Origin of the sequence: Methanothrix harundinacea 6Ac, from assembly GCF_000235565.1 — an archaeon.
Classification (GTDB): Archaea; Halobacteriota; Methanosarcinia; order Methanotrichales; family Methanotrichaceae; genus Methanocrinis; species Methanocrinis harundinaceus.
On record NC_017527.1, the window covers coordinates 1837507 to 1856876 of the forward strand.

The 19370-nt window shown below is 56.3% G+C and carries 12 protein-coding genes; 4 read left to right on the plus strand and 8 right to left on the minus strand.

Going from position 1 to position 19370, the window contains the following annotated elements; translation table 11 throughout:
• Positions 1-8 precede the first annotated feature (8 nt).
• The 5 genes from MHAR_RS08725 to MHAR_RS13745 form a co-directional block, all read right to left on the minus strand.
• On the minus strand, positions 9-1145 hold the full coding sequence (locus tag MHAR_RS08725) for a type III-B CRISPR module-associated protein Cmr3 (RefSeq protein WP_014587250.1): 1137 nt from the start codon (positions 1143-1145) through the stop codon (positions 9-11).
• Positions 1142-3064 carry a type III-B CRISPR-associated protein Cas10/Cmr2 gene (gene cas10, locus MHAR_RS08730; RefSeq protein ID WP_048144557.1) on the minus strand — a complete coding sequence of 641 codons (1923 nt, stop codon included), beginning with the start codon at positions 3062-3064 and terminating at the stop codon, positions 1142-1144. Before cas10 ends, MHAR_RS08725 begins: the two co-directional genes overlap by 4 nt.
• A gap of 33 nt (positions 3065-3097) precedes the next feature.
• A complete protein-coding gene (cmr1, locus tag MHAR_RS08735; RefSeq protein ID WP_014587252.1) occupies positions 3098-4282 on the minus strand; it encodes a type III-B CRISPR module RAMP protein Cmr1 in 1185 nt (394 codons plus the stop codon).
• Between the two features lie 548 nt (positions 4283-4830).
• Positions 4831-5706, minus strand: a complete 876-nt coding sequence (csb2, locus tag MHAR_RS08740) for a type I-G CRISPR-associated protein Csb2 (RefSeq protein WP_048144558.1) — start codon at positions 5704-5706, stop codon at positions 4831-4833.
• 268 nt (positions 5707-5974) lie between these two features.
• On the minus strand, positions 5975-6151 hold the full coding sequence (locus tag MHAR_RS13745; protein ID WP_187287805.1) for a hypothetical protein: 177 nt from the start codon (positions 6149-6151) through the stop codon (positions 5975-5977).
• Between the two features lie 69 nt (positions 6152-6220).
• Between MHAR_RS13745 and carB the strand changes: the two genes are divergently transcribed.
• Positions 6221-9460, plus strand: coding sequence for a carbamoyl-phosphate synthase large subunit (carB, locus tag MHAR_RS08745; RefSeq protein WP_014587254.1), 3240 nt, complete (start codon positions 6221-6223; stop codon positions 9458-9460).
• 207 nt (positions 9461-9667) lie between these two features.
• Here the strand turns inward: carB and MHAR_RS08750 are convergent, their stop codons facing one another.
• Entirely contained in the window at positions 9668-10744 is a 1077-nt protein-coding gene (locus MHAR_RS08750) for a lysylphosphatidylglycerol synthase transmembrane domain-containing protein (protein ID WP_014587255.1), read from the minus strand.
• 204 nt (positions 10745-10948) lie between these two features.
• Between MHAR_RS08750 and MHAR_RS08755 the strand changes: the two genes are divergently transcribed.
• Both MHAR_RS08755 and MHAR_RS08760 read left to right on the plus strand, forming a co-directional pair.
• Positions 10949-12037 carry a hypothetical protein gene (locus MHAR_RS08755; RefSeq protein WP_014587256.1) on the plus strand — a complete coding sequence of 363 codons (1089 nt, stop codon included), beginning with the start codon at positions 10949-10951 and terminating at the stop codon, positions 12035-12037.
• A 29-nt stretch (positions 12038-12066) separates the two neighbouring features.
• A complete protein-coding gene (locus tag MHAR_RS08760; protein ID WP_014587257.1) occupies positions 12067-12861 on the plus strand; it encodes a class I SAM-dependent methyltransferase in 795 nt (264 codons plus the stop codon).
• 63 nt (positions 12862-12924) lie between these two features.
• Here the strand turns inward: MHAR_RS08760 and MHAR_RS08765 are convergent, their stop codons facing one another.
• Both MHAR_RS08765 and MHAR_RS12555 read right to left on the minus strand, forming a co-directional pair.
• The gene (locus tag MHAR_RS08765; RefSeq protein WP_048144965.1) at positions 12925-13527 is read right to left on the minus strand and encodes a DNA polymerase ligase N-terminal domain-containing protein; all 603 of its coding nucleotides are present in this window, start codon (positions 13525-13527) and stop codon (positions 12925-12927) included.
• Between the two features lie 53 nt (positions 13528-13580).
• The gene (locus tag MHAR_RS12555; protein ID WP_014587259.1) at positions 13581-17627 is read right to left on the minus strand and encodes a tetratricopeptide repeat protein; all 4047 of its coding nucleotides are present in this window, start codon (positions 17625-17627) and stop codon (positions 13581-13583) included.
• Between the two features lie 269 nt (positions 17628-17896).
• Here MHAR_RS12555 and MHAR_RS08775 point away from each other — a divergent pair, with 269 nt between their 5' ends.
• Positions 17897-19333, plus strand: a complete 1437-nt coding sequence (locus MHAR_RS08775; protein ID WP_014587260.1) for a B12-binding domain-containing radical SAM protein — start codon at positions 17897-17899, stop codon at positions 19331-19333.
• The last annotated feature ends 37 nt before the right edge of the window (positions 19334-19370 follow it).

Consider the following 19370-nt stretch of genomic DNA (forward strand, 5'->3'; position numbering starts at 1 on the left):
TCACCTTTCTATTGTTCATCATTCCAGGAACCGATAGCTATCTCCCCAAATCCGAACTCGCAGTACTCGCCGATTTTTTTTCCACCTATTTTTCTGATCTCTTCGGCGCGGTCGCCGTCAGCTTCACAAAACCAGGTAGAACCCCCAGGCAAGAACGGCTTTAGAGGCAGGGGCTCTCTGTTAACCGAATCCCACCCACCGATCCAAACCGGTCGCTCCAGACAGGCTGATACAACCCTGGAGCCTGTGATCCCAGGAACCTCTTCTCCCGGGCCTGGCCAGGTGCATTTGAAGTGGGCAGGGGTGAGATGGGTTAATGTAAACCGGATATTGCCGTCAGAAGAGGGTATTAGCTCAGCAGCATCCGGGATTTTTATTGTGCCGTCCATCATATCGGCATAGGCTAACCCTCCCTCGCCACCGAAAGGCAAAGTCGATTCAAGGTCCAATCCTGCTTCAATACCGTCGACCTCTACCGCAAGACTTACGCCCTGCATCAATCGCACCCTAGAGATGGAGTAAAGAAGCCCCTCCAGGGCGGTCCTGTTCTTAAAGTCCCTTGCTATGCCGACGAGAAACTCAAAATCCCAGAGATCTTTAGCTTTGATCGGAGATATTTTGCTCAAATCGCCTCCGGTTAAGACGACTTCTAAGTCTTTCAAAGTGAGATAAGAGCCAAATAGGGATTTCTTGCCCTGGGCGTCTTTTGAAGAAGGCAGCCGGACCCCATCTCCAATATCGCAATCCACCTCTTCGCCCGGCCTCAGAAGGCACAACTCTTCCCATTTGCTTTCATCGGATTCGGATTCTTTTCCCAGGAGATGGAGGGGAGCTGGAACTAGAAAATCTGACCTGCCTTCCTTTTCCCTGAGCAGATACGGTCCCCTAAAGCTCAGTGGAGCCAATTTTTGACCATTGCCCAGCTTTGCTTTGATCTCAGATGGCCAGTCCCCTTTGCCATTCCATCCCTGGTCTCTGGCAAGGTCTCTGGCAAACGAAGCCCTTATGGCCCCGACCGCCGTCACCGCAAATGGCGGGAATAAGCTCTTGATATCAGCTAGTGTAGACTCCCCCTGGTTGTAAGGCCTTCCATCTCGGAAAAACCAACTCCCGACCGGAGTCAGCTTATATGCTTTGAAAGTCATTCGCTCCCTCCTTCAGCGGTCTGTGAGAGGAATTTGATCAGCATCGCTGCATCGGTGCTAAGAACTGTTTTGTTAACTCCACTCTTATTGTGGGACTTGTAGCTCAGCTCAAGAAGAGATCCCACCTGTTTCTCCGCGTCTTCTCTGCTTACTTTTCTATCCCTAGACTTCATGTATTCCGCAGTCAACAATGGCAGCGGGTCGAGACCCTCGATGAGATTCGCATAATTGCCTGGCTTCAGAGATTGATCTCCTGATAGTATGGCCAGATCATCTCTCATGCCATAAAAGAAGGACTTGGAGAATTTCTTATGAGGTCCTTCCCTGACCTTAAAGACCAGATCATCGATGCGATCCCTGCTTTCTTCATCGGTTAATCGATCCCAGGTCACCGTCCACTGGCAGTATTTGCCGCTATTCTTCAATACGCTGACTGCAATGCTACCCCGGCCGTTCTTGTCCTTGGCCACATCATCTAAGATATAATGAGCCTCTCTCATCACTGTGCTCAGAGGGATGTGGTAATGCGAGAATACCAGTCCTGCTGATATCGTCGCTTTGACTTCGGGGATAACATCTTCGAAGCGTTTCTCATAACTTTCCGATAGCTCTTTAGCACATTTTAGAGCTTCAGGCATGGGAAGCATTGCTAGAACGTCGTCACCTCCTGCATAGATGGTGACTCCTTCTCTAGTTTTCACGATGTCGCGAACGTCTTTTGTAAAAGCTGAAAGGGCCTTAGTGATCAGGTCTTCTTTATCTTTGTAGTCGCCCATCAACTTCCCCATGTTGTCTCCGTCCATCAGAAGCATAGCATAGAAAGGGGTAGGTCTAAACTTAGCTTTCTCAGACAGTGCTCTCAGCTGGATTTTGAGTTCCTTTCGTGTTTTCTTGTCCTCATCAGGTTCTTCCGCGCAATTTTTCAGAAATTCCGGTGTATCATCAAAAGGGGTTCGCTTACAGTCGATTAGCGCGTTTTCGAAGTAGAAATTGCCGTCCAGATCCAGAAACCTATTATGCCTATCGCAAAAAGATCCGATCTGCCTGGAAATCCCCTTTCTCTCGGCACCCGACGCAGCGTTTAGAATATGGCCTGCATAATCATAGGCGTCTTCGGAAGCTGCATCAATTACGGATTTTAACCATGGAATAGCTGCCACATATGGCGTTGAAGGCCAGTTCCTTGTTTCTACGCCCCAATCTTTGGCCATCGTTGAGACCGGGAATAACCGTTTAATAAGGGCTAATGCACAGAGCCTTTCACCTTCTCTGATGTCGAGCTTGCCGAGTTTTCGTTTGCCGTTTATTCTTTGAAAAGACAGACTCTCCCAGAATTTGTTCTGGATCCTACTCTGCTTCGAACGGACAAAACCGGATAGCTCCTGCCAGTCACCCATCATAGTGCAGTGATCACCAGGCTCTTCTTCGAGATGCCCAATTATTCTCCAGTTCTTTCTGGAGTTCATTGACGAAATATCTGGAGCTGCAACCCAGTTTATCTCCCAGAAATTCTTAACCTGACGGTCCCAGATCATTTCGGTTCCATAGCCGTTTTCAGCAACATCTACTACATACTCGTCCCAAACGGCTTCGGCGATCTCCATCCATCGGTTCTGCACCATCTTTGCCGCAGAGCTGGCAACGCTCTTCGGATCATCCTCAACGATCGCCTCGAAACGATTAGGTATAGAGCCGATGATGGGAGCATTACCTTCCCTAGATCTTCGGATCCAGGCCAGGAGAGGATCGTCTGTGACATCTGGAATAGTGATCTGCCCACCTTTGTCCATAACCTCGCTGATGGCACATCCCGAGAGATACGACAGCAAGAATGACCCGCTCCAAAGGTCGCGAGTTCGCCTGGCTTGGGCCACAAACCCTTGGACGGGTCCCAGGCTGAAGAATATTTTATCGCTCATCGAATCACGCCAAATTCTGCGTATGTTCCAGAACTAAATAACTTTCACTGCATCTGGAAATCTTGGTTTTCCATATCCGTTTTTTCCATCTAGGAATTCGTGAAGAACGCTGTAATCAACGCTTTGAGGAACAACGGAGCTGCCGACGCGAATCCTCTCTCCAGGAGGAAGAAACTCTGAGGGAAAGATCGCCGGAACAGCTGCATACTGCCCATTATTCAACTCCTGAATATGGATGAATAAAGGACTGCCACGCCTCTCTAGTCTAGCTGGCTTCACATCAACTTTTTCTTGATAGCTGGAGAAGTAGTAATTGTGGGGAAGGCCAAAGACGACACGGCGCGGATGGGTGCTCACTCTCGTTTTAATGGCGTCTGCTGCCAGGTCGTGATCATCCTTGAAGTTTCTCTCGGAATTCTGATCGTTTACTTTGCCGTTTCTTCCCCAGCTTCTATACAACTGCATTGCCTCTCCTACCGTGTTGAGAAGCCTAAGGGGATCAGATCCCTTTTCAACTATGTCTACTCTGGTCAGATCACTGTATGCAGTATAGGGAGGTAGACCGGAGTAAGCTTTAATGTTGTAGTCCCTGAAGAACGATCCAATTTTCAGCTTCAGATCCTCAACATCGTTAGGCATTCTGAAGAGGATTTCATCTCCGAGTTTAAGCTCTAACAGATTGAAGGACCCGTATCCTTTGCGGGATCTTGATCCAAGGCCTCCGAAAAGGCCCATGGCGATCAGTGCAGATGTTACGTTCTCGACATCGTCGTCGATTGTGCCATTCCTGAAGAGAAGATTTAGTGTCCCATCAAATGGATACTTCAGGCAAGACCGGAGGATTTGTCCCTCTTTAGTATTCCTTTTCCGGCTGGGAACTGCTTCTACAACACCATAACCAAGATAGCGAGCACCAGGGCCTACCGGTTCGCCATTTGCATACTTCAGGATGGGGTCCTTGTATTGGCCGATATTTTCGTCCAGCTTCAGACTTAAATGCACCTTGGCCTGTCCAACGTCACGTCCAGCACTTCCAAAGATATGCGATTCTTCATCTCTTACCCTGCTAACAGAACCAAGCCGCCCCAAGGCCAATGCTCGCCACCAGAATCTCAATACCCCTTTGATGCTTGGAACCCGAAGTTCAGCTTGAGATTTATCCGACCCGGACATGAAAAGTGGCGTAACAACACGAAATTTCGCTTCAAGTTCGATCATTATCAGACCTCCTGTAAGATGTCAAAATAAAATTGATTATAAATAAAAACAAAAAAAATATGAAAACATGACAAATAGCTTTGATTAGGTTAAATACCATCCGTATATATACCTTAGGCCCAGATATACATGCACGAGACCTATCAAAACGTACACTAGGCCATGCTCTAAGTTGGTTATTACAAGACCTCCTCTCTCTTTTCCGCAATCGATTGTACATTATTACCAATACTCCTCTAGAACTCGAAGTTCTCTGCCTCGATAATTAACGAATACTGATTATTGATCTACCTCCTATATCGTATAATCAGGTTTCTAAAGTATAAAGATAAATACCTTTCCATGATACTTAAATTCTAATGGGATATATAAATTAATTATCGTCCATCATTTAAAAAAAACAATAATGGACGATCATTGGACGAAATCGAGAGTTTCAATGGGGCCACGGCCCAATCGCAGCCATGGAACTCACAATCTTGCATATTCTCATTCTACTATATTTATCTAGCGGACGATTATGATGGATTACTTATCGGCCAAACATGCTATTTGGATCGATCTTCAACCACAAACCCCCCCATCCCAAAATGCGCCCCGTACCCCACCGCCACCGGCCCCTGGACGGGCGCGGGAAACTCGATCCGGAAGCCGTATCCTGCAGACCCCGCCCTCCTCCCGTCCCCCCTGTTTCGCGCCCGCCGGAAGCTCGACCAGCCGACCCTCTCCCCGGCGATCTCGGTGAAGGAGACCGCCTCGACGGTCACCGGCTCGGGAAACCCGGCGAGGCCCAGGAGCCGCAAGAGCTCGTGCTCGGGGCTTCCGATCTGTAAACCCGAGGGGTCGAGCTTCGGCGCCCCCGCCCGGGTCGCCTTGGGGTATCTGGTGGGGACAAAGGGGGTCCGGGAGGTCCAGATCCGCGACTCGGCGAGGAGGGGGGATCCGCCTCCGGCCGGATCGAACCCGCCGAAGTCGCCGGGGTGGCCGAGGGCGAGGAGGGTGAGGTCGGCGACGATCCCATCGCCCCGGACTTCCCGGAGGGCCTCCAGGGCGGCCCTTTCGCGAGAGCCGAAGCCCCCGGGGGCGTAGACGGTGACGTGAGTCACCTCGCCTTCCTTGCCCCGCCCCAGGGCCTCGACCGACTCGGGGAGGATGAAGGCGTGGCCGTGGCCGACGAGGGGCCTTCCGGCCTCGTCGCAGCCGGTGAAGGTCGCCGAGCCGTCGGAGAGCTCCACCAGGGCGGCGTGGACCCGCTCCGCCAGGGTGATTCCGTCGGTGAGCTTCGGCGGGCGGCCCCCGACGGCGTAGCGTCCGACGGTTGGCGGATGGTCCGGGCCCTGCCGGATCTCGGAGACATCTCTCGGTGAATATCGAGAATATCGGGGGGAGCGGCTCCGGCTCCTCACGCCAAAATCGAAGGTCATCGCCTCCTGAGATGGACCGGATCCGCCTCCAAAAGAGGGGCTGGTCGATGGACCGCCGCGACCCTGCCCCTCCCGGGACTTGCGCGAGAAAGCTCCTTCTCCAGGCCTGACTGCGCTCAATTCTCCCTCCTCACCCCGAGGTGAATGGTGGCATGATCCGCCCTGCCATCCCATCCCTCATCGGTCAAAATAGATGGCGGTCTCAATATAAAAGGCTAGCGTCACTTCCTGATTTTTGGTCAGGTCAGATCCGGTCAGATTGGTCAGATCAGGTCCGCCCCAGGCTCCGCCCCGTCTTCCGACCCCTTCTGCCTTCAACGTCGCTTCCGCCGCGGCTCTCCATGGTTTGCCTTTGCCATCTCACCGCCATGGCCGCCATTGCCACCTTTGCCGCCATCGTCGCCGTTATTCCGTCTCCAGCAACAGCCTTTTTATCCCATGCCATTTACGGCACTGTGGCTTTTGAAGAGACGAGAGCGACGGAGAGAACCGAGAGGATAGAGGAGGCGGAAAGGTGCCAAAGCGAGAAGACATCAAGAAGATCATGATCATCGGGTCGGGGCCCATCGTCATCGGCCAGGCCTGCGAATTTGACTACTCCGGAACCCAGGCCTGCAAGGCCCTCCGGGAGCTGGGCTACAAGATCGTCCTCGTGAACTCCAACCCCGCGACGATAATGACCGATCCGGGGATGGCGGACGTCACCTACATCGAGCCCCTCAACCTCGAGAGGATGACCCAGATCATCGAGAAGGAGAGGCCCGACGCCCTCCTCCCGAACCTGGGGGGCCAGTCCGGCCTCAACCTCAGCTCGGAGCTGGCGAAGGCCGGGGTACTGGAGAGGTACGGCGTCCGGGTGATCGGGGTCGAGACCGACGCCATCGAGCGGGGCGAGGACCGGATCATCTTCAAGGAGACGATGGAGCGGCTCGGGATCGATATGCCGAAGAGCACCGCCGTCTACTCCGTCGAGGACGCGGAGAAGGTGGCGGCCGATCTGGGTTACCCCGTAGTCGTCAGGCCCGCCTACACCATGGGGGGGACCGGCGGCGGCCTCGTCTACAACGTCGAGGAGCTCAGGACGGTGGCGAGCCGCGGCATCGCCGCCAGCCTCATCGGCCAGGTCCTCATCGAGGAGTCGGTCCTCGGCTGGGAGGAGCTGGAGCTGGAGGTGGTGAGGGACGCGAAGAACCAGATGATCACCGTCTGCTTCATCGAGAACGTCGACCCCATGGGGGTCCACACCGGCGACTCCTACTGCACCGCCCCCATGCTGACGATCTCGAATGAGCTCCAGGCGAGGCTCCAGGACTACTCATACCGGATCGTCGAGGCGATCGCCGTCATCGGCGGGACGAACGTCCAGTTCGCCCACGACCCCAAGACCGACCGGGTCGTCGTCATCGAGATCAACCCGAGGACGAGCCGCTCCTCCGCCCTCGCCTCCAAGGCCACCGGCTTTCCCATCGCCCTCGTCTCGGCGAAGCTCGCCTGCGGCCTGACCCTGGACGAGATCCCCTACTGGCGTGAGGGGACCCTGGAGAGGTACACCCCTTCCGGCGACTACGTGGTGGTGAAGTTCGCCCGCTGGGCCTTCGAGAAGTTCAAGGGGGCCGAGGACCGCCTCGGGACCCAGATGAAGGCCGTCGGCGAGGCGATGGCCATCGGCAAGACCTACAAGGAGGCGCTCCAGAAGGCGATCAGGTCCCTGGAGATCGGCCGCCACGGCCTCGGCTTCGCCAAGGACTTCCACCAGAGGTCCCTCCCCGAGCTTTTGGATATGCTGAAGTGGCCTTCCAGCGAGCGGCAGTTCATCATCTACGAGGCCCTCCGGAAGGGGGCCTCCGTCCAGGAGATCAGCGACCTCACCAGGATCAAGCCCTGGTTCCTCCAGCAGATGAAGGAGCTGGTGGAGCTGGAGGAGGAGATCCTGAGCTTCAGGGCCAGGACCGGAGAAGGGGTGGCGGAGGCCGACCTCCTCTCGACGATCCCCGACGCCCTCCTCCGCCGGGCGAAGGAGGACGGCTTCTCCGACAAGTACCTCTCAAAGCTCCTCTCCATCTCCGAGAGGGAGATCAGGACTCGGAGGAAGGCCCTGGGGATCGTCCAGGGGTGGGAGCCCGTCCCCGTCAGCGGGGTCGAGGACGCCGCCTACTACTACTCCACCTACCACCGAACCGACGCCCCGAAGAGGAGCGACCGGAGGAAGGTGATGGTCCTCGGCGGCGGCCCCAACCGGATCGGCCAGGGGATCGAGTTCGACTACTGCTGCGTCCACGCCGCCTTCGCCCTCCGGGATATGGGGTATGAGACGATCATGGTCAACTGCAACCCCGAGACCGTCTCCACCGACTACGACACCTCCGACAAGCTCTACTTCGAGCCCCTCACCGTCGAGGACGTCATCAGCATCTACGAGCGAGAGCGGCCCGAGGGGATGATAGTCCAGTTCGGCGGCCAGACCCCCTTAAACATCGCACGGGAGCTGGAGGAGGCGGGGGCGAGGGTCATAGGGACCTCCGTCGACACCATCGACCTCGCCGAGGACCGGGATAGGTTCAGGATGATGATGGAGAAGATGGAGATCCCCATGCCCGAGTCGGGGATGGCGAGCAACCTCGATGAAGCCCTGGAGGTGGCGGCCCGGATCGGCTACCCCCTGATGGTCCGGCCATCCTACGTCCTCGGCGGCCGGGGGATGGAGGTGATCTACGACGAGGAGATGTTGGAGAGGTACGTGGCGGCCGCCGTCGACGTGACCCCGGAGCGGCCGATCCTCATCGACCGATTCCTGGAGAACGCCCTGGAGGCGGAGGCCGACGCCCTATCCGACGGCACCTCCACCTTCGTCCCGGCGGTGATGGAGCACATCGAGCAGGCGGGGGTCCACTCCGGCGACTCCGCCTGTGTGATACCCCCGGTGACGATCCCCAAAAGGCAGATCGAGACGATCAAAGAGTACACCTGCAAGATCGCAAAAGAGCTCGGCGTCGTCGGCCTGATGAACATGCAGTACGCCATCGCTAAAGACGTCGTCTACGTCCTGGAGGCGAACCCCCGGGCCTCCCGGACCGTCCCCCTCGTCTCCAAGGTCTGCAACGTCTCCATGGCCCGGATCGCCACGGAGCTGATGATGGGGAGGGGGCTCGCCGAGATCGGCCTCCAGGAGAGGGGGGTCCCCCACTTCGGCGTCAAGGAGGCGGTCTTCCCCTTCAACATGTTCCCGGAGGTGGACCCCCTCCTGGGGCCTGAGATGAGGTCGACGGGCGAGGTCCTCGGCATGGCCGACTCCTTCGGGATGGCCTTCTACAAGGCGGAGGAGGCGGCGAGGCAGACCCTCCCCCAGGAGGGGACGGTCCTGATCACCGTCGCCTCCAAGGACAGGCCGAAGGTCCTGGAGGCGGCGAAGGAGTTCTCCCGGATGGGCTTTGCCATCCGGGCGACCCGGGGTACCCAGGAGTACCTGGCCGAGAACGGGATAGAGTCGGAGCTGATCCTGAAGCTCACCGAGGGGAGGCCGAACATCGACGACGCCATCAAGAACGGCGAGATCCAGCTCGTCATCAACACCCCCATCGGGAAGGCGAGCCAGTACGACGATTCTTACATAAGAAAGGCGGCGATCAAGTACAAGCTCCCCTACATCACCACCCCCGCCGCCGCCTCGGCGGCCGCCAAGGGGATCGCCGCCTTGAGGAGGGGGAGGTCCGGGGTCAAGGCCCTCCAGGAGTACCACGCCGACATCAAGGGCTGAAGAGGGGCGGGAGGATCCCTCCCCCAACACCCTCTTTCAGAGTACCCTTTTCTCCCTCCGATATCGACCTTCTTCTTCGACCCGGGGATCTTACGATAAGAGGAGATAGCCGGCAAGAGAGGTAGCGAGCTCCTGCAAGAAGGTGGAGATCGACTCCCTTCCCCATTTATCCGAGGGCGATCCAGCCTGAAGGTCCCCCTCGCTCCATCAGGGACCCGGAGCCTGGACTCTCGCCGACCCCCGCCTCTTCTCCAGATCTTCGACCTTCCTCAGGAGGTAAACGGTGCATATACCCCCCAGGACGGTGTGGAACCAGAGCTGGGCGACCCTCGCCAGGATCGTGACCGCCGCTGCATCGTGGAGCGATACCCCCACGGCGGTGAAGAGGGCGGTCATGAGGATCTCGACGATCCCGACGCCTCCTGGCAGAATGAGCGGGAGGTTCTGGAAGACCATGATCACCGAGTAGACCGCAAAGATGGCGAAGATGGGGACCTCCACCCCCAGGGACCTGAAGGTGGCGAAGGCGACGAGGTTGAGGGATAGCCAGCCGGAGAAGGCCCAGAAGGAGCTGATGACGAGGGGCCTGTTCTTATTTCGGAGGAGGAGGAGCATGCTCTGCTGAAAGGAGCGGGTGATGGAGGAGTAGAAGCTCCTGTTGACGCTTCTTTTGAAGAGCGACTCGACCTGGTCGATGACGACGTTCACCGCCCCCGATAGCCAGCTCTCCGAGAAGCAGACCCCGACGAAGAGGGCGCCGACGGATACCATCAGAAATATCATCGAGAAGCAGGTGGTGAGGGCCCAGGAGGGGACCTCATACCAGAGGACGAGGTAGGCGAGCCCCGCGGACATCCCCAGGACGAAGGGGATCGCGGTGATGATCCGGGTGGCGGCGACGCTCGCGGTGCTGGAGTCGAGCCTCGCGTTTCCGGCGATCTTGGAGAGGAAGTAGAGGCGGGCGGTCTCCCCCGATACGCTCCCGGAGGGGATCAGGTTGTTGAGGAATATGCTGGACATGTAGATGAGGAAGACGTCCAAAAGAGAGATCTGATGGTCCAGCTCCCTGACCAGGGTCTTCCAGGAGAGGGCGTTGAAGACGACGTCCAACAGGGATAAAAGGAACGCGAGGCCGAAGACCGCCAGGTTCACCTGCACAAGGCTTGCCGAGACCTCTCCGAGCCCCAGGTGGCTGAGGTACGCGAAGTATCCGAAGAGCCCCAGGACGACGAGAGCTGTCGATCTTCTCGCATTTATCGCAGGAAGCTCTAAGTCTTGGACCACGCCGGCCTGGAGGCTTTAGGCTTAGAAATAGTTATCCTTTACCATCCGGGATTTTACTTGACGGAGAAAATAATTGTTTTTGTCTCCTGAATATAGTTTTTGCCATAAGGTATATAGTCCTCCTCGGAGGGGGGTTCGCGGGGATCCCTCCGGAGCAGATGGCAGAAAAGGATTTAAAAATCCCCGGCCCATCTCGATCATATCATGGCCCACGTCCTCGTCAGCCCTTTGAACTGGGGGCTAGGTCACGCCTCCCGGGACATCCCCATCGTAAGAGAGCTCCTGGACCGGGGGCATCAGGTGACCGTCGCCTCCAGCGGTAACGCCCTGGAGCTCCTGAGGAGGGAGTTTCCCCAGTGCAATTTTCTCACCTTCGAGGACTATCCCGCCCCCTACAGCTCCACTCGGTTCTTCCTCCCCAAGTTCACCGCTTACATCCCCCTGATGATGAAGGCCCTCGTCGATGAGAGGAGGAACCTCTGCCGGATCCTCTCGGAGGGGAGCTACGACATGATCATCAGCGACAACCGGCTCGGGGTCTACTCCAGGGAGATCCCCTCCTTCTTCATAACCCACCAGCTGAGGTTCAGCGTCCCCGCCTACCTCTGGCCGGTGGAGATCCTGACCCTCTTCGTCAACGGGTTCTTTCACAGCAAGTACGACGGCGTCATCGTCCCCGACAACGAGCCGGGGGACGCCACCCTCAGCGGCAAGCTCTCCCGCTCCTTCCTCGCGGCGACGAAGGGGAGGGCCTTCTACTCGGGGATCCTCTGCAGCCCGAGGAAGATGGACCTAGAAGAGGACCTGGACTATCTGGTGATCATCTCGGGGCCGGAGCCCCAGAGGACGAAGCTCGAGGAGATCGTCCTCCCCCAGGTAAAAGACCTCCCCGGAAGAAAGGTGGTCCTCCTGGGAAGCCCCCAGGAGAGCTTCACCAGGAGGGAGGACGACGGGACGACGGTGATCGCCTACGCCTCCACCGAGGAGAAGGTGGAGCTTCTGAACCGGGCGAGGTTCGTCGTCAGCCGGTCGGGCTACACCACCATGATGGAGGTGGCGGAGCTGGAGAAGAGGCACGGCCTCTTCATCCCCACCCCCGGCCAGACGGAGCAGGAGTACCTGTCCAGGTACTACCGAAGGCGGGGGTGGTTCCTCTCCCGGTCCCAGTACCGCCTCGACCTGGCGGAGGACGTCGACGAGGCGATGGAGTTTTCCGGATTTCCCCGGATGCCCAAGACCGCCGAGAACGTGAGGAGGCTCTACGAGGAGCTCTTCGCCCCGCACCTGGAATGACCCGGAATCTCCCAAAGAAGGGATGACAATTGCACAACTGGAGGCCGGATAAATACGAGAGGTCCTCCTCCGCCCAGAGGCTCTGGGCCGAGGAGCTGATAAGAAAGATCGAGATTTCGGGCGACGAGCGGGTCCTGGACATCGGCTGCGGCGACGGCAGGATCACCGCGTCGATCGCCGACCTCGTCCCGGAGGGCTCGGTCCTGGGGATCGACAGCTCTCGGGAGATGGTCCGCTTCGCGAGGGAGAAGTTTCCACTCCAGGGCCATCCAAACCTCTCGTTCCAGCCGGGAGACGCCCGGACCCTCGATTTCGAGGAGGAGTTCGACCTGGTCGTCTCCTTCGCCGCCCTCCACTGGGTCGGCGACCACCGCCCCGTCCTCCGGGGGATCCGCCGGGCCCTCAAGCCCGGCGGCAGAACCTTCCTCCAGTTCGGGGGCCGGGGAAACGCCGCCCTCCCCCTGGCCATCGCCGACGAGATGATAGCCGAGGATAGCCGGCGCCGCTCCTTCGAGGGGTTCGACTTCCGGTACGGGTTCTTCGGGGCCGAAGAGTACCGGATCTGGATCGAGGAGTCGGGGCTCGTCCCCAGGAGGGTCGAGCTGATCCAGAAGGATATGGTCCAGCCGGGGCCGGAGGCCTTCGCCGGCTGGATCGAGACGACCTGGCACCCCTACCTGGAGCGGGTCCCCGAATCCCGCAGGATTGATTTCGTCTCCGAGATCGTGGCCCGCTACCTCCGCCTCCACCCCCTCGACGGCGAGGGGAGGGTCCACGTGGGGATGGTGAGGCTGGAGGCGGTGGCGGAGAAGTCCCGGAGCTGAAGAGGCGGCAAAGCAGATCGTCCAGGATCGAATCTTCAGCTCTCAGATCGTCGCAGCTCCCTCTTATGCAGCCCGTCCCTCTTCTTCTACCTCCTCCAGGGACCTTCCCGTCAGAGCGGAGTTGGGCTTCCCCTCCAGGACGTCGTGGTCGGGGCGCGCAAAGTCGTCCTTCATCTTCACCAGGATCCACCGCTCGTTCTTCCCCCGGCCGGTCCGGGTGAGGGCGTAGCCGCCCAAGAGCTTCTTTCCCGAGAGGATAAAGGTGGCGTGCCCCCGCTCCAGGGCCTCGGCGATCGGCACCGCCGCCCCATCGGCGCGGGTGGTGTTCTCGTAGGTCCCGATATCCCAAACGATGACGCTTCCGGCGCCGTACTCACCCTCGGGGATCCTCCCCTCAAAGTCGATGTAGTCGAGGGGGTGGTCCTCGGTGGGGACGGCAAGCCGCTTCGTCTTGGTGTCGAGGGAGGGGCCCTTGGGGATCGCCCAGGACTTGAGGACGCCCCCGACCTCGAGGCGGAGGTCGTAGTGGAGCCTCTTCGCCCGATGCTTCTGGATGGAATAGCGGGGCTTTCCTTCCGAACTCGTGGCGCCGGAGCCCGGGGGCTCGCTGGTTTTGGAGAAGTTTCTTTTTTTGCGGTAGGCTTCGAGATTATCATCTTCGGACATCTTGATCATCCTTTTATCACGCGTGCTGAAGCTATCCGTGAGTTATCGTAGACCTAGGGGAGAGGGAGTGGAATAGGAAATGCCGGAGTTTGAGCAATAAAACCGCCTAGGTTCGTGTCGATCATCGCTTTCAGAATCCAGTTTATCAAAGTTGCGAGGATCTGGCCCAGGACCGGAGTGAGGATTATGGCCAAGACTATCCAGAACTTTGGCTTGAATTTTCCCTCCCTCTCGATCATTCCAATGATCTCATCCCTCCGAAGACGGTAGGCGTCCGCGTAAATGGGCGCGTTCTCTTTAATCTTCTCCACTTCGTCACCTATCTCCCCAATCTGAGCGATCATCTCAGCGATTTGTTCCTGAAGTTTCTTTGAAAATTCCCTGTGGCGATATCTTGGGTCCAGTCGAAGAACTTCGGCTCCATAGAGAGATTTGATCCGATCAAGCTCCTCTTCCTGACCTGGGATTGCATCTTCTCCTTCGATCTCGGTCATGACCTTCTGTAACTTCGAGACGTATAGATTGGGAGTTGGATAGTCCAAGACGTCGACCAGCTCGTCAAGCCAGCGGCGTTCTTTTTCGAAGAGTGTGGTCTTCCACTTGCCTGCACGCTTCGATCCAGAGACATAAGGTATGATTACTGCGAGCACGAAGAGAAACATCACAATTCCTAGGGAGTGGATTGAGATTGGGAACTTGATATCTCCCAGCGAAAGTGAATGGCTAAAGTCTCCTTTCCCGAATATCCAGAGGATCATACCGGAATAAAGGCCGCTAAGTCCGAGGTGTCCGAACTGAAAGATTATGAGTAATTCGCGGGTTCTGCTATCAAGATTTTTGCCGATCATAGCAGACCAAATAGGCGGAAGGGTGACGATGAGGCCAAGTAAAAATATAGAACTAAAGGCAATTTTGAGGAATTCAACCATCGAGATCTCGGAGCCAAGGTGGAGACGGAAGTAGAAGATGGTGGCCATAAAGGCATATGACAGAACTGACAGAAGGCCGACCGCTCGGATGAAACGCGAAAACCGTGGGCACTTTGCATCGAAGTTCTCGATCTCCTGGACAAGTTGATTTATCCACGGACTTGCTGGGAAGCCGGAGAGGGACCAAAGCGCTGTAGAGATCACAACCATCACAACTCCTCCGAGCAAGAACTGTCCTATGAGGAGGAGGTCAAAGAATCCCGAGAGAATCCACATCATTGCCAAGAATCCCAGCAGATTGATCGAAAGGATCGCGATCGAGGAAGCATATTTCCGGTGCCGTCTAGTGAGCTCGTATCCAATCAACGCAAGTACTGAATATACGCCCAGGATAACGGCGAAAATCCCAAATTTTCTCTCTGAGTTCATATCCCTTTCCCTGCCAAGAGAATGGGCCATGGCTGCTTGGGTGAAGTTCTTGAGAGCGTCGAGCGCATCGCCTTTGTTGTACCATGCTTGGACTAATTGCGAATTGAGATCGATCGCACGATCGTAAGCCTGGATTGCCTCACTGTAATTGCCCTGGGAATAAAGAGCAAGGCCTTTATTGTTCCATGCATCTTCATCATCAGGATTCAGCCTAATGGCCTCATCATAGGCCAGGATGGCTTCCTCGTGTTTACCCTGCCCACGAAGAGCAGCGCCTTTGTAGTTCCAAGCCAAGGCAGACTCGGGGTTGAGACTGATGGCCATATCAATGGCCTCAATGGCCTCGTAGTACTTGCCTTGATCATTAAGATATTTGCCTTTAAAGCTCCATATAAAGGATCCCGCGGGATTCAGACTGACGGCCTCGTTAAAGGCTTGCATGGCCTCGTTATACTCATGCTGTTCTCCGAGAATAATGCCTTTTAATGCCCAACCATTGCCTTTGGCTATCAAAGTACGGCTTTTGATATTTGAAGCAGTCGAATTTTCCGGATTGAGACTGACGATTTCTTCGTAAGTTGTTATCGTTTCATTGTAAGCCCTGATGGCCTCCTCAGAAGCGTTGATGGCTTCGTCGTACTTTTCTATAATAAGCAGATTAAAGCTCTTTATTAACCAACAACCCGCATCATTAGGGTTCAGCCTGATGGCCTCGTCTAAGGCTTTAACGGATTCTTCATGCTCCTCCAGCGAATGGAGAGCATATCCTTTTTTCTTCCAAGCATTTGCATCCTCGGGATTCAGCCTCAAAACCTCATCATAAGCTTGAACTGCTTCGTCGTACTTGCCTAGTGAATATAGAGCCGCACCTCTATTTTCCCAAGCAGCTACATCATCAGGATTCAAACTGATGGCTTCATCATAAGCCTGGACTGCATCTTCATACTTGTCTAGAGTTTCGAGGGCGAGACCTTTGAGCATCAAAGCAATGCCTTTGCTTAACCGGGCATTTGCATCCTCGGGGTTCCACCGTAGGTCGTCATCATAAGCTTGAATGGAAACATTACAAACCTGTATGGTTTCTTTATATTTGCCCAGGTGATAAAAAGCAACTCCTTTCTTTAACCAGGCATCGGCGTCCTCAGGATTCAGCCTCGTGGCTTCATCAAATGCTTGGATGGCCTCTTCATACTTGTCCAGTGAAACGAGAGCTACACCTTTGTTGTTCCAAGCATCTGCATACTCAGGATTCCGCCTGATAGCCTCATCAAATGCCTTGATGGCCTCGTTGTACCTGCCTTGTGAATTGAACGCGGTGCCTTTGCTGTTCCAAGCATCGGCATACTCAGGATTCAGCTTTATGACCTCGTCATAAGCCTGGATAGCCTCGTCGTACCTGCTCTGTGAATCGAGGGCATTACCTTTGCTATACCAAGCATCGACATATTCAGGATTCAACCTGATAGCCTCATCGAATGCTTGGATGGCCTCATCATACTTGCCTTGATTATTGAGAGTTAGACCCTTGTTATACCAGGCAGCGACATGCTCGGGATCCAGCCTAATGGTTTCATTAAAAGTTTGTATAGCTTCGTCATACTTGCCTTGTGATTTGAGTGATAACCCTTTGTTGTTCCAAGCATCTGCATACTCAGGACTAAGTCTGATAGCCTCATCATAAGCTTTGATAGCTTCGTCGGATTTGCCCCGGTTATACAAAGCAACGCCTTTTATATTCCAACCGTTAGCATTCTCAGGATCCAGGCTAATGGCTTCATTAGACGCTTGGATGGCCTCATCATACTTGCCTTGATGCAAGAGAGCTTCACCTTTACGGTTCCAAGCATCTGCATACTCAGGACTAAGTCTGATAGCCTCATCATAAGCCTGGATGGCCTCATCATACTTGCCTTGAGAATTTAGAGCCACGCCTTTGTTATGCCATGCATAAACATTCTCAGGATCTAGCCGAATGGCCTCATTAGAAGCCCGAATGGCCTCGTCATACTTGCCCAATCGATAGAGAGCAGCACCTTTATTTATCCATGAATTGAGATCTTCAGGATTCAGCCTGATAGCCTCGTCGTACGCGTATATGGCCAATTCATATTTGCCCTGTGAAAAGAGAGTATCGCCTTTGTTCCGCCAAGGCCACATAAATTCTGGGTCTAGTCGAATGGCTTCGTTGTAAGCCTTGATGGCCTCATCATAATTACCCTGTGAATAGAGAGCATAGCCTTTGCTGTTCCAGGCATTGGCATATTCGGGATACAGCCTGATGGCCTCGTTGTAAGCCTTGATTGCCTCATCGTACTTACCCTGTAAATAGAGAGCATAGCCTTTGTTGTGCCAGGCATTGGCATATTCGGGGTCCAGTCTGATGGCCTCGTTGTAAGCCTTGATTGCCTCATCGTACTTACCCTGCTTCTCAAAAGCGAGGCCTTTGTTGTACCAAGGCCACACAAATTCGGGGTCTAGTCGAATGGCCTCTTTGTAGTCCTGAATAGCCTCGTCGTAGTTACCCTGTAAATAGAGAGCATAGCCTTTGTTATTCCACTCATCAGGATCTGACTCGTTGAATATACCAAAAGCGGGACCGACAGTGAGCACGTTGTTCAACTCATCGGGATCCGACTCATTCTCAATCGAGAATTCATCGGCCAGATCATCTGCCGCAGCAATATCAGGAGCCGCCAGCAGTGCGAGCAGAACGACCGACGCCAAGATCCATCCTAGCTTCATCCAATCCTCCTCAAACGGCTACAGTTATTCATCCTCACCCTTTAAAATCTGTTTTCCTCTTCTGCACTTGGAAGCCACTATCCGCCCGGTGATGAACTATATTTAGCTGGAGGCGAAAGCATCTGAAGCCCGAACTGTGCGATCAACTTGTGGCCAAGCTTTCCCAGAGGCGCCGGCCATCGCGGCATGAAGGGGGCTGATTAGGGTGAGGGACGCCGAACCCGCCTCCGCAAGATGGAGATGGAGCGACGTAATATTGGAGACGACTGATGAAGATCAACGATCATGAAGAGCCAGAAGGGATCTCCCCCGATGAGAGGGCGGAGGCTGCGCCTCCGGCGCCCCCCCGGGTCCTCTTCACCACCGTCTGCCGCAATCCGGGGGAGGGGTACGACTACATCGGATCCAACTCCCGGTCGAGGTGGTTTCGGTTCCGCTGGCCGAGAGATCAGTCCTTCGGCCTGCGGTTCCTCCAGCAGAACGTCCCCGAGCTGGAGATAATGGAGTTTCCGACCTTTGACCAGTACAAGAGGAGGCTCGCCGAGGGGTGGGACGTCGTCGGCATATCCTTCTACATCAGCGAGACGGAGGAGGCGCTTGCCATGGCAGATTTCGCCCGGGCGTCGGGGGCGGTCGGGGAGGTCTGGGCGGGCAACTACGGAGCCCTCACCCCTGCCGTCGAGGAGAAGTTCGACCGGGCCGTCGTCGGCTACGCCGAGGACGAGGTCGCTGCCTACTTCGGCCGGAAGGTCGATCGAATCGTTCACCCGCCCCTCATCGAGCACCTCGCCGCCCCCTTCGGCCTGAAGCTGAACATCTACGGCGCCCTCTTCACCATCCGGGGATGCGCCGTCGGCTGCAAGTTCTGCCAGGCGACCTCCTTCTGCAGCCGGCCGAGGCCCCTCCCCCTGGAGGCGATCGAGAGGGTTTTGTCGTACTACCGGGACCAGGGGATCAAGGTCGTCGTCATCGAGGACGAGAGCTTCGGGTCGGACCGAAGACACGCCGACCGGGTCGCGGAGCTCCTCGACGAGCACGGGATGGTCTGGGGGTGCATGGCCCGGGCCGACTACCTCCGGGATAAGGTCGACGAGTGGGCGGAGATGAGGCGGCGGCCGTCCCGCGGGGGAGGAGGAAAAAACCCCGTCAGGGGCTTTGCGGGCGCCGCCATCGGGATCGAGAGCTTCCACCAGCAGGTCCTCGACGGCGTCGCGAAGCGGGAGGGGGCGGGGGAGATCCTGGAGACGGTCGAGAAGCTGAAGAGCCACGGCCTGGGGACCGTCGGCTACTACATGATCGGCTTTCCGACGGATACTGCAGCGTCGATAAGAGAGGACGTAGAGAGGCTCGCCTCCCTCAAGCTCGACCTCACCCAGATCTGCGTCCTCACCCCGCTGCCCAGAACGAAGCTATGGGAGGAGGTCGCCGGAAGGTACGGGATATCCGACCCCGACTACCACCACTTCGACGGAAAGCACCTCGTCTGGAACCACCCGAATATCTCGCCGGAGGAGATGGAGGTCCTCCTCGACTGGTCGATGAGGAGGGTGAACCCAAGGACGGCGCCCCTGCGGTCCTCGGCGAGGATCTGGAGGAAGGCCTACGGCGAGGCGGGGGTCGCCGGGATAAGGGTGCTGCTATCCTGCCTCGTCCGGGCGAACAGCTTCGACTACGGCGGGCCTCCGAGGATGCTGGAGGCGGATTGAAGAGAGGAGGATCTTCCGTGCCGATCGAGGTCAGATC

Coding starts and splice junctions, on each gene's coding strand:
- MHAR_RS08775 (WP_014587260.1), top strand. CDS start 17,897: ATGAAGATCAACGATCATGAAGAGCCAGAAGGGATCTCCCCCGATGAG.
- MHAR_RS13745 (WP_187287805.1), bottom strand. CDS start 6,151: ATGGCATGGGATAAAAAGGCTGTTGCTGGAGACGGAATAACGGCGACG.
- cas10 (WP_048144557.1), bottom strand. CDS start 3,064: ATGAGCGATAAAATATTCTTCAGCCTGGGACCCGTCCAAGGGTTTGTG.
- MHAR_RS08755 (WP_014587256.1), top strand. CDS start 10,949: ATGGCCCACGTCCTCGTCAGCCCTTTGAACTGGGGGCTAGGTCACGCC.
- MHAR_RS08765 (WP_048144965.1), bottom strand. CDS start 13,527: ATGTCCGAAGATGATAATCTCGAAGCCTACCGCAAAAAAAGAAACTTC.
- csb2 (WP_048144558.1), bottom strand. CDS start 5,706: ATGACCTTCGATTTTGGCGTGAGGAGCCGGAGCCGCTCCCCCCGATAT.
- MHAR_RS12555 (WP_014587259.1), bottom strand. CDS start 17,627: ATGAAGCTAGGATGGATCTTGGCGTCGGTCGTTCTGCTCGCACTGCTG.
- cmr1 (WP_014587252.1), bottom strand. CDS start 4,282: ATGATCGAACTTGAAGCGAAATTTCGTGTTGTTACGCCACTTTTCATG.
- MHAR_RS08725 (WP_014587250.1), bottom strand. CDS start 1,145: ATGACTTTCAAAGCATATAAGCTGACTCCGGTCGGGAGTTGGTTTTTC.